Origin of the sequence: Stieleria sp. JC731 (assembly GCF_020966635.1) — a bacterium.
Taxonomy (GTDB): domain Bacteria; phylum Planctomycetota; class Planctomycetia; order Pirellulales; family Pirellulaceae; genus Stieleria.
This window is the reverse complement of record NZ_JAJKFQ010000029.1, coordinates 154043-166640: the sequence shown is the minus strand read 5'-3', so window position 1 is coordinate 166640 and position 12598 is coordinate 154043. Positions and strand designations below refer to the sequence as shown.

At 53.2% G+C, this 12598-nt stretch carries 3 protein-coding genes; 1 reads left to right on the top strand and 2 read right to left on the bottom strand.

Annotated elements, in window-relative coordinates:
* Positions 1-359: 359 nt before the first annotated feature.
* Both LOC67_RS25435 and LOC67_RS25430 read right to left on the bottom strand, forming a co-directional pair.
* Positions 360-3485 (bottom strand): error-prone DNA polymerase, encoded by a 3126-nt coding sequence (locus tag LOC67_RS25435; RefSeq protein ID WP_230265662.1) that lies wholly within the window; start codon positions 3483-3485, stop codon positions 360-362.
* Positions 3486-4326: 841 nt separating this feature from the next.
* Positions 4327-8376 (bottom strand): serine/threonine-protein kinase, encoded by a 4050-nt coding sequence (locus LOC67_RS25430; RefSeq protein WP_230265661.1) that lies wholly within the window; start codon positions 8374-8376, stop codon positions 4327-4329.
* Positions 8377-9018: 642 nt separating this feature from the next.
* Between LOC67_RS25430 and LOC67_RS25425 the strand changes: the two genes are divergently transcribed.
* Complete coding sequence (locus tag LOC67_RS25425; RefSeq protein ID WP_230265660.1) at positions 9019-12498, top strand: HEAT repeat domain-containing protein; 3480 nt, start codon at positions 9019-9021, stop codon at positions 12496-12498.
* Positions 12499-12598: the final 100 nt, after the last annotated feature.

Here is a 12598-nt window from a genome sequence, read left to right as displayed (position 1 = left end):
GCGATGCAGTGCGTCGCAAGGCAGGAGCCTTGCGACGAGATTGCACTTGTGACAAGGCTCTGCCTAGTCACACGATGTCTTGCAGGCTCCGCCTGCCTACTGGTCGCTATCGCGAGTCGGCTCAGTTAGTTTAGGGCACCGGTCGGCAGCCAGGAGGCTGCATTGCAGTGCGTCGCAAGGCAGGAGCCTTGCGACGAGATCGCACTTGTGACGGGGCTCTGCCTCGTCACAGGAATGTCTTGCAGGCTCTGCCTGCTTAGGACGGTCGCAGCTACATAGCCGGTCGCGATCGCCAACCGGCTCAGTTTGTTTAGGGCACTCATCGACAGGCAGGAGCCTTGAGACGAGTTTGGGACTGCTCAATGAAAGTCTCTTGAACGCAACCTCAATCCTTCAACTTCACTTGAGAGGTCTGTTAGGCGGCCGACGATGATGTGAATGACGCCTTGCTTGTTTTCTAACTTGCCATCGACAAGCCAGGCGTTGCTAGTTTTGGCAACTTGAAAGAACGCTTGCCAAACCTTCGGAAAGATGACTAAGTTCATCGATCCGGTTTCGTCTTCGATGGTGACAAACGTGATGCCTTTCGCGGTGCCGGGACGTTGCCGCATTGTGACCAACCCTGCGATGCGAACGTGTCTTCCATCCCTTAAACGTGGCAGATCGCTAGCCGTCACGCAACGTTTTTGCCGCAGTTCATCACGTGCGAACGAGATTGGATGGGCTTTTAGACTCATCCCCGTTGTGTTGTAGTCGGCGTAGACTTCTTCCAATGGCGACATGGCGGTCAGTTGATCCGGCAGTTCCTCGTCGTCGTCGAGTGAATCCAACAGCGGCGCATCTTGCGGTGCTTCGGATTGACCAAGTGATTGCCAGATCGCTGCGCGGCGGTCTCCGACTAAGCCTTTGAACGCGTCCGCGTCAGCCAGTTGCGAGACAACCGCTTGTCCGACTTTGGCTCTGCGAGTGACATCGGTGACGTCGCGAAAGGGGCCGCCGCGTAATCGTTCTTGAGCAAGACGGATCGCATCTTCGGTCGGCAATCCGCGGATCGTGTTTAGGCCCAGACGAATTGCAGGACCAGACATGGACGATGTGAATTGCAAAGTCGATTCGAACTCGCTTTCGTTGACATCAACCGGAAGCACTTCGACGCCGTGTTTTTGTGCGTCAGCGACCAACTGAGCCGGCGCGTAGAAACCCATCGGTTGACTGTTTAGCAACGAGCAGCAGAATGCGGCTGGGTAATGTCGCTTTAGAAAACAAGACACGTAGACCAGCAGCGCAAAGCTCGCCGCGTGTGATTCGGGAAATCCATATTCACCGAAGCCACGGATCTGGTTGAACACTTGATCGGCAAATTTTCCGGTCAGCCCGTTCTGTTTCATTCCGTCGAGCAGTTTGATACGGAACTTATCAATCACACCTGGGCGTCGCCATGCTGCCATCGCGCGACGAAGTTGGTCGGCTTCACCGGGGGTAAATCCTGCGGCGACGACGGCAAGTCGCATCGCCTGTTCTTGAAAGATCGGTACTCCCAGCGTTTTTTGCAGGACGGCTTTGATTGCTTCGTTTGGATATTGAACCGCAGATGGGTTCTCACGTGCTTTCAAAAACGGATGCACCATGTCCCCTTGGATCGGTCCTGGGCGGACGATCGCGACTTCAACAACTAAGTCGTAGAAACAACGCGGTCTTAGACGCGGCAACATGCTCATTTGGGCGCGGCTTTCAATTTGAAAGACGCCCATCGTGTCGGCTTTGCAAATCATGTCGTAGGTTTGCCGATCGCCATGCGGGATTGTTGACAAAGACCATTTTTTTTTGTGATGTCGTTCGACCAGTTCAAAGCATCGCCGGATCGCGGAGAGCATTCCCAGCGACAGCACGTCGACTTTCAAAATCCCGAGTTCGTCGAGATCATCTTTGTCCCACTGGATGACCGTGCGACCTTCCATCGCCGCGTTTTCGATCGGGCAGAGTTCACAAAGTTTTCCGGCAGACATCACCATTCCGCCAACATGCTGCGAAAGGTGACGAGGGAACCCCATCAGGTTTTTGACCAGGTATGTAAATCTGGTTCCGATTTCAGAATGAACATCCAGCCCACAGGCATCGAGGCCCGCAGGAATTTTTTCTTCCGTGCCGCGATAGTCGCCAGCCATTTTGGAAAGCGAATCAATCATGTCAGCGGACAGGCCAAGGGCTTTTCCGACTTCTCGAATCGCACTCTTGCCTCGGTAACTGGTGACCGTTGCGGTCATTCCTGCGCGGTCACGACCATATTTTTCGTAAAGGTACTGAAGAACTTCTTCACGACGTTGGTGTTCGAAATCGACATCGATATCAGGAGCTTCATTTCGCTCTCGACTGATAAAACGTTCGAACAGCAAATCATTTTGCGAGGGATCGACGCTGGTGATTCCGAGGCAGTAACAAACGGTGGAATTAGCCGCGCTACCGCGTCCTTGGCAAAGGATTCCTCGGCTGCGGGCAAATCGAACCATGTCCCAGACCGTCAAAAAGTAGGCTTCGTAGTGAAGCTCTTCGATCAGTTCCATTTCGTGTCGCAGTAGATCGATCACATGTGATGGCACACCAGCCGGCCATCGCTGCTGTGCACCTTCCCAAGTCAGTCGCTTCAGATGTTCGATCAGCGACATCCCTGGCGGTGCGATTTCCTCAGGGTATTCGTAGCGGAGTTCACCAAGACTAAATCGACAGCGTTGTGCAATTTCGATCGTGCGTTCGATCGCCCCGGGCATGTCGCGAAAGAGAAATGCAATCTCGTCGATCGATCGCATGTGATACTGGCTATTTGCAAAACGTTCAGCGTGGACCTGGTCGATCGTGGTTCCGTTTCGGATCGCTGTCACGCAATCGTGCAATAGCATCCGTTCGGCTAGGTGATAGTGCACGTTTCCCGACGCGACACAAGGCACCCCGGACTGAATCGATAGTTGATGAAAGCGTTGCGAGGTAGCTCTGTCGTCGGGCCCTAAGTGCAATGAACAAAGCAGGTAAGCAGAGTCTTTGAATGCTTCTCGAAAGGGGCCGCGTAAAAACTCAGCTGAAAGCTCCGGCTTCGAAGAGGCTTGGTTGGGATCGGTGTGATGGATTGCGCCAGCCACCATCCCTTGATTAAATTCAAGAACGTCCGACCAGCGAATTTCACAAGCACCTTTCTCACTACGCAGACGACCGCGGGAAATCAACTGGCAAAGCCTTCCATAGGCCTGGCGATCGGTTGGCCAAAGCACCATGGATGGCGCATCGATTGGGTGGATTTCAGAACCAACGATGTAGTGGAAATTCGCATCGCGAGCCGCGCCGAATCCGCGGACGACGCCAGCGAGCGTTTCGTTGTCAGTCAGCGCTAGCGCGTCGTATCCAAGTTCGATCGCTCTGTTGACAAGTTCGTCCGGATGAGACGCCCCACAGAGGAATGAAAAGTTGCTTTTACAGTGCAGTTCCGCGTATCGCATAGGATCACGTTAAGCTCCCGAATCTGGCTTGGCAACGCCATGCGGTGACTTGTTTGGCACCGGAAAACGAGTGAACTGGTCGACTAATCGAATAAAAGATGGCTGTGGAGGGGCTGTCGTATACCTGACTATTGACGATGGCCCTAGTCGCAACGAATGATAAAGGCGTGAGTTCGCTGTGCCGAATTGCGTTGGCGGACAATCAAAGGTAGTTGCCCCCGATTCTAAAGGAATGCTCCAAGATGATGCGGAAAAGTACTCTTGTCTTGATTGTGATCGCGACGCTTGCATCTAGTTCGCAAGTCGAAGCCGGCGGATTATTAAAACGGCTGTTCGGAAAACGCCATTGTCAAAAAGTTTGTACTCCTTGTACCGATGTTTGTAGTGCCGATGTCTGCAGTGCGCCCGCTTGCACTAACAACGCTGCCGCGGCGTGTTCTGCGGTAAGTGCATCGGTAGATGCCGGATGTGGTTGTGGCATGGCGCCGGACCCAGTTCTCTCATCCGAATTATGTTTCAACGGTCCAGGCCTGCCCCCCGGATCTCCTCGGTCTTTTTGCGCAGCACAGTACGGGCTTGATGTCGCTTGTTGTGCTACGAGGCATGCTGGAGATCCAGAATCGATAAAGTGGTGTCGATACGCAGCCGCACTTCGCTGGAACTATTGCACAGGAAATTTCAAGTGCGGATTGTTCTACTTTCCTGCTTGTAATCCACTGACGGGCTGTGAATATGACACCGAATTTTGTGGGTGTGAAGAAGACGACTGGCCATGCCAATACAAATGCTATCGGTGCTGTGTCTACGGCTACTGTGATTGATGTAGAACAAAGGCTTCATGCTACTGCGTTGCTGTGCGACAAAGGTAAATGCCGCCTACCGGTACCCCATAGTTTTGCGAGAATCCGGGTGCCGGTCCGAAGCTCGCGATGTTGTACCCTGTGATCAGTGGGTGTCCGGTAATCCAGGTACCACAATATCGATCAAACAGAAATAAGCCCGCGCGATTTGGAATCAATGCGAAAAGTTCTCTTGGGTACCGCTGTCGAATTTGTTTGGTGTTCAGACCAGCGATCTCAACAGCGAGTGCAGAGTTTGTCGTGAGATAACCATTTGTCGCGACAAGCCAAAACTCATCATCCGTGAGAACGCGGTAACCGTTGGCATTCGAATCGTAAGTCCAAGGTATCGGCGGGATTTCTTTTTTAGGGTCGGCAACCGGCTCCACCTCTTTGGGTGTAAAACAGGGCGTTAGGCCTTCTCGCTCGCTAAGCCAATTGCAGAACCGAAACGTTTGCGAGAGCGTAGCCGCAACGGCAGGCTGATTGGGATTGTCGGTCAAATAGGTCGGCAGTTCCCAACGTTCTAGTTTGCGGTCGGTATCAAAATCGGATCCCTGTGCGGACAGGTCATCCGCAAAATCTTCGTAAAGGAATTGAGGGACCGGTATCGTCGCGACCAAAAACGGTTTTGTTACTTCATAGGTGTTGATTTTGGCTGGTTCTCGTCGTTCGGCAGCTAACATGACGGTCGTTTCGAATTTAGTCGGTTCGAATATTGCCATCGGAATATTGCCAGGGCCGACAATCCAGTTGGCATCGTTTGGAGGTGCCAACGGATATGCCAGCGGATCTTTGCCGAGATGCTTTGCCAGGAAACGCGCGATGCTAGAGACACTCGCATCTTTTGAATTGACCAGCGCATTGAAGTCGAAATCAATTCCGTCAAGCAATAGCTGGTCTTTGGGGTATCCGCCCAAGATTGTCCCGGCGTAGTAGCGGATAATTGCGTCATTGTTGTTGCTGACAATATCTGCCCAAAGGTCTGGATGACCACGCCATGTCATCGTAGTGCTAATAAACGCTTCGTCACGAACTCGATCTTTTGAAGCGCTCAGCCTTTTTAGCAAGGGCTGGCGATCACCCAGGTAGGCAAGAAGAATCGCGGCTCGGTCACGCAATTCTTGCGGCGGAATTTCTTGGCTGTCAAGCTCGGCTCCATCCTGTGACTCTTCTCCTGCAGTCGCAACGCTGCGCAACCATTGTGACGCGTCGGGGGTCTTTTTCGCGACCGACAGTACGGAATCGAACAGGCTTGATGGGGCTTCCAAAATTAATGGAGCAATACCCACAAACGATTCTTGCTTGATGTGTTGTTCAAAGAGCAACGCCAGAAGTTTGATACGATCGTCGGTTGAGATTTGCCATGCGCCGACTTGGTTGAGAGCATCGATTCCGAACTGAGATAAACGCTCTGCCTGTGTGCTGAAGTCGTCCGCAGATCGGCTTTCCAATAATCGAGCGACTTCTGCGTTCAATTGTGACTGACGATACTGGCGGGCCGCATTCCACTGGTACCACGTCACCACCGATAGAAAAATAAGTCCCAACAAACTGATCGCGCCGACGGAGATTCGTCCTGCGTGCAATCGCGTTGCCGCACGCAGGAATCGTGCGTCCGTCGGAGAGCGTCTTTGGAAGACCGTCCCAAACGAGAGGATTAGGTAGTCGGTGAAATTTGGCAGGTGCACTGGCTTAGGACGTCGTGACCACGTCTCGCTCATCTCGACCAGTCGCGTCATCGTTCGGTTTCGCCACGAATTTTTACGAACACGGATTAGGAATGTGATAACCGGTTCGACGAGGAAATCGTGAGCCAGCCGATATCGCACCTCGTGACTGTTGCCCTCCGGTCTGTCCTGGTCGGAACGAATCACGTCGGGACCAACAACACTGATAATGCGAAGATCTTCGCTGAGCAGACGCAGAGCGTCGTTGACCAAATGTGGATACCCGGATTCTTCGGCTGCTTGGCGAATCGAGGTTGCTGTTTCGCTGACATTGACAGCGTTATCCGATTCGACCGGCGTGAGTTTGGCTAGGATCGCAGGGACCACCGGTGCGATGCGGCGGTATTCCGGTGAGTGTCCACTGTCCTTCTCAAATAATTCTTGGAAAAAGAGACTGCACGCACCTGAGACCCCTCCGCTCTCGCGCAACGAACGCGGCGTCCAGTTCGTGCGTCGCACCATTTCCGCGAACATGACCAAGTGAACGCATATGACTTTTCCGTCATTGGCCAATTCGTTCACAGCCTGAGTCAAAAATAGTTTCTGTTCTTTGGACAGTTGGCCGTCCTCTGGCAGGGTTCTCTGTTCACGGCCAATCACTTCGAGGATACGTTCTGCTTCCGATGTGTTCAGAAGATCGACTGAGGCGACGTTTCGCCCTTCCTGCATTGGCACCTCCAGCCAACGAAGCAGTTCTTGCGTTCCGATCCAGTAGTCGATGCGGGTGATGATCAATGCGCGGATTTGTATCCCGTCGCATTGCCGCAATGCTTCGGCTAAATCAAGACGTTCATCGAGAGTCGCGACGTGTGCCCAGGATTCAAATTGATCGAGCACGATGAGCAGCTTGCGAAACTTTTGCGATCCAGTTGACCCACTTCGAAGTTGGTGCAAAAGATCACGTAGTGAGGATCCGTCAGCGGGTGCATCGATTTGAGACTCGATCGCCTTTGTCAAGCGTGAGCCTAGGTCACCTGGCCGACATTCCAAATAGACACGGCATACGTCAGGACCAAGCTGACTGAAAAGTCCCGCACGGACATAGGACGTTTTTCCGCTGCCACTGGGACCGAAGAGCACGCCGACAGGATGATCCGTCTGTGGATCATTGCTCATGATCCAACGGTTCCAAAATCGAATGGAATCAGGAACGTTGTTTCGATCACGCGGTCCGGGAATCAGGCTGAGATAGATTTGTGCATCGGATTCCGAAAAAGGTTGGAGGCCTCGTCGGCTAAGTCTCACCGAACTTGGGACCGAAGCGACGGGCATTGGTATTTCCACAGGTGCTTCCGTTGAAGCTGGAAACTGTGGATCAGCTTTCTCGGACCAGTGAAGTAAGTCTTCGCGAACTTGAACGGCGGAAAGGTATCTGGAGGTGATCAATGGCTCCAAACACTTCAGGACGATCCGTTGCAGTTCATTATCGATATCCGGGTTCAGTTGTTGTGGCGGTGGTGCAAGCTTGAACAGGGTACGTGCATTGGTCGTCGCGTCATCGTTGGAAGAGAACGGTCGTGCCCCAGTTAACAATTGATAGAGGACGACCCCAAACGCCCAGATATCCGTTCTGCCGTCGATCAGGTGGGATTCGCCGCGGATCTGTTCAGGGGACATGTATCCCGGGGTGCCACCGATTCGTGTTCCCTGGTTCGGAAAGTGCGCGACAGCCAAACCGAAGTCCAGCAGTTTGATTTGGTCGCCGGGACAGAGGTGAAGGTTCGCGGGTTTAAGATCACTGTGAACCAACTGTTTGGTATGGGCATGGATCAGTGCATCACAAATCCCAATCCCCAAGTGAACCGCTTGTGCGATCGTGATCGAATTGTTTTTCAAGTACCGTGAGAGTGACGTTCCCTCCAGGTATTCCATGACGATCAAGCATGCGTTGTCACCTTGTTCAACCAAATCGTAAATTTGGACGATGTTGGGATGATTGAGCGAAGCAATTTTTCTGGCCTCTTCGCGGACCTGGCCACGGACAAAGCTTCGCAGCGATCGAGCTTGCTTGATCGCAACCATACGATTCAAATTTCGATCATGTGCCGAAAAGACGGTTCCAAATCCTCCACGCCCCAGTCGCTCCTTGATGACGTATCTGTCTAGCACCACTTGGCCGACTGACAGCGGAGCATCATCCTGCACTGATGAAAGATTCAGTACATTAGTGCTGCCAGGATCTTCCGCCGGGAAAGACAATGACTGTTCCCGATTCTCCGGCCCCGTCCGTTCCGAATGATGTGAAATCGTCGTCCGCGATTCATTTTCACGAATGCGATCGTCTGGGGTTTCGGATGGCTGCTGTGAGTCACTTGGTGGCATAGCGGTCAGTCGGACGTCGACGTCGCAGAGGATAGGAGCTGAGCGTTCGAGCTAACGAACTTGGAGCCTACAGAAAAGTGCCTGATTTTCTCCGGCACAGAAACGGATTCGGCTTGCCTCCAAAAAGCCAGACGCGTTTTCGGGTACACACCAAGTGTAAAGCCTACCGAGTAAGTTTGTAGGCCATGCGCTACCCTGAAAAATGCAATTGGATGACTCGACAGTGGACCTCTGTCTGTAGCGAGGTGCCCAAGCATCACCGGATTGCAAGGTGACTTTGAGCAAACTTGCAACACTTAAAACACAGTCAGTGAAGTGAATACGCGTTGGTCGTATTCTTCAATCGCGAAGCCTTGAAGACAATCCATTTGGCGTTACTAAGCCAAGAAAGGAATGGTCAAATAGCGACCAGCTATCGCGATAACCAGCATCAATGATGAATCAAGCTCGTCATCGGATGTTGCGATCCGAAAAGAAAGTCTCTGAAGTTATAAGTTCGAGCCAAGGCGACCGAGGTTCGGAAAAATAACATTTGCGGACATCTCGCCGCTACGCACCGTTCGTCACTTGCTAGCCCACTGATGATTACAATGCGGTGTCGCTTTGAACGCCCACTTAACCATTTGCCTGTTCACTAGTTTGATGCATATCCCGCCTGATTCGTCGCCCGATCGATCAATCCACCTGTCGTCATCTCCTACCACCACGGCCGAATCGCGACGAGGGCAGCTCTGTCAATCGATTTGGAAGCTCGGCACTCGCCGCTTTCGAGGATTGCGATTCGGTGTCGGCTGCGCCGGTGTGATCACAGCTCTGTGGATCGGGGCGGCTGATTCAGCGGGACAGGAAACTGTCAAACCGACGCACCCGGAGTTGAAATATCAGACGTGGAGTGGAAAGGTCAACGTTCCCGATCCCGTCGCTCTGAGTGTCGCCAACGACGGTACGGTTTACGTCACGCAAACGCAGCGGCGGAAGATTCAGGATCTCGACATTCGGGCCAATAGCGATTGGATCCCCTACGATGTTGGCTTCTCGTCCGTTGCACAGAAGTTGGCGTTCTATCGCACGCAGCTTGCGATTGGCGGTGATCAAGCCGAAGCGGCTCGTCATGTGGAAGATGTTAATCAAGATGGGCAACACGACTGGCGCGACCTGACAGTGATCAGCGAGAAAATCCATCGTTTGGCGGACACCGATGGTGATGGCAAAGCGGATCGAACCAATGTTTTCGCCGAAGGCTTTCAGACCGAAGTCACTGGCATTGCGGCCGGCGTGCTGCACCATGACGGCAAGGTCTATGCAACCATCGCACCGGACGTTTGGCGTTTAGAAGATACAACGGGGGATCATGTTGCCGATCAACGCTCCATCGTCGCGACAGGATTCGGGCTCCATATTGCATATGCTGGCCATGATATGCATGGTTTGATGATCGGACCGGATGGGAAACTGTATTGGTCGATTGGTGACAAAGGCATCTCCGTTACGACGGCAGACGGAGAGAAGTTCCTCTACCCAAACCAAGGTGGTGTGCTGCGGTGCAACCTTGACGGATCAGACTTCGAAGTTTTCGCCCACGGACTTCGAAACGTTCAAGAGTTCGCTTTCGATTCGTTTGGCAACATCTTTGGTGTCGACAATGATTCCGATCAGCCAGGTGAACGCGAACGCTTTGTCTGGATTGTCGATCAGATGGATGCCGGTTGGCGATGCAACTACCAGTATCGATCGGGCGCGTACAACCCATGGACGGATGAAAAACTGTGGGAGACTGCCGGGCCGGAACACCCAGCCTATATCGTGCCTCCGATTAGCTACTTCATTGATGGCCCCGCCGGTTTCAAATTCAATCCGGGGGCTGCTCTTTCGCATGCCTATAAAGACTATTTCTTTATGACCGGTGCACCCAACGGGGGCCAATATGCGTTCCGCACGGAACCCGATGGTGATTCGTTCCGAATGGTCGACGATCACAAAATCGGTGAAGGCGTTGCGATTGTCGGAATCGCGTTTGGGCCCGACGGAGGTCTATACGGTGCCGATTGGGGCGGCGGTTATCCGCTGACACAAACCGGCAGCGTCCAACGTATCGATGTCGCACCTGAAAGCTTGACCGAACAGGAAAAGTCAGATCGTGCGTCGGTCATGAAATGGTTGAATCAAGACCTAGAAACCGTTTCATCCGATCAGCTTGTGTCGCTTCTTTCCCATGTCGATCAACGCGTCCGACTGCGAGCCCAATTCGCACTCGTCAACCGAGGTGACGCGCAGCCTTTGCTAAAAATTGCCGAACATCAATCTGCAAACCTGCTCGCCCGCGTTCATGCGATCTGGGGCGTTGGGCAACTGCTGCGACCGCACAAGTCTGCGTCCGCAAACCTATCCTTCGACGCCTTGCGATCATTGCTAAAGGATCCGAGTGACAAGATTCGCCTAGTGGCAACCAAAGTCCTTGGGGAATCAAACCATCGTTCGCCGCAAGATTTTGTTTCGCTATTATCCGACCCTGACTTGCATGTCCGCATCAGTGCGGCGCTGGCCTTGGGGCGTTGTCCGACGAAAGATGCATTGGAGCCGTTGTTGGATCAGGCCGATCAAACGACGATGGATCAGCACTATCTGCGGCATGCAATTGCGACTGCGCTGACCACTTGTGCAACTTCCGATGAACTAGTCTCGAAGCCGAAAGGACGCTCGGAGTTAGCAAGGTTATGTGCGGTCGTTGCGCTTCGACGGCAGCAATCGCCGTTGGTCAAAGCCTATCTAGATGACCCGAGGGAATTGGTGGCGACAGAAGCTGCTCGAGCTATTCACGATGACTTTTCGATTGGTGATGCGCTGGTTGATCTGGCGGCGGTTTTGGATCACCCGAGTATGCATTCCGAGGCATTGATCCGGCGTGCGATCAACGCGAATTTGCGATTGGGATCCACGGTCCATGCGTCTCGACTGCTAAAGTTTGCTGCAAACGAAGATCAGCCTGAATCCATGCGTGCCGAAGCTTGCGACGCCATCGCAGCCTGGATGTCGCCTCCGGTTTTGGATCGAGTCGATGGTCGGCATCGCCAGGTTGCCGAACGAGAACCGATCGAGCGGACCGAGCTTGGCGACGTGCTGGTGAAACTGATTCAAGATGCACCAGCAACGGTTCGCGTCGCAGCGGCAAAGGCAGCGGGCGAAATGAACGTCACGCTATCCGCCGGTGCAATGGAAGCGTTGGCCAACGATTCCGCCAGTCCAACCGGCCTTCGGTTGGAAGCTGTCCAGATGATCGGAAACGCTGATTCTGTGCGTTTGGATTCGGACGAGAAAACGCGTCTGTTGGCCGCATTGTCTGTCGATCGGGAAGCGTCGATCGCCGGATTGGCTCTACGTTTATATGCAAAGGCCGCCCCACAAAAAGCTCTGCCCCTTCTGCAGGAACGACTGCAAGATGGCAAGCGGTCGGTTCAGCAGATTGCCATCGAGGAGATTGCGTCGCTGGGGACCGATGACGCTGACCAAGTTTTATCCAAACTAGGAAATCGTTTGCGTGATGGTGAATTGGAAACCGGGTTGTCCTTGGATGTTTACAACGCATTGATGCGACGCAGTTCGATGTCGGCGCATCTCGCCAGTCTGTTGGATCAAGTCAACAAGATTGAATCGCTTGCTTCACTACAAACGACCAAGCACCGGCAATTTGCACTTGCTCGCGATGGTGGTGATGTTGCGACCGGCGAGCGAATCTTTCGAACGGATCTACGTGCTCAGTGCAGTCGTTGCCACCGCATCGGCAAGAGTGGCAGCAATATCGGTCCGGAGCTAAGCAAGATCGCCAAAAAGCGTGATGCTGACTACCTGCTACGTGCGGTGGTTTATCCCAGTGCCGACATTGAGGCGAAGTACAACGTGCAAACGGTGCTACTTGCTGATGGGAATGTCGTCCAAGGCGTGCTGAAGAGTGAAGACGACGACTTCCTGGTGCTGCTCGACGCAAACGGGAAAGAACTAAAGCTGCCTCAGGAAGAGATCGAGCAAGTTGCTGAAAAGAAGGTGTCGCTGATGCCGGACATGACAGCGGTATTGTCTGCCGACGAAGTTCGCGACTTGGTCGCATATTTGCGAAGTCTGCGCTGATCAATGGTGTCGTGCGCCGTTGCAAGGTGAAACTTGCAACGGCAAATCTGATACCCAATCAGGGCCTGCAATCAGGCGTGGCCCTGCATCATCAACTGGA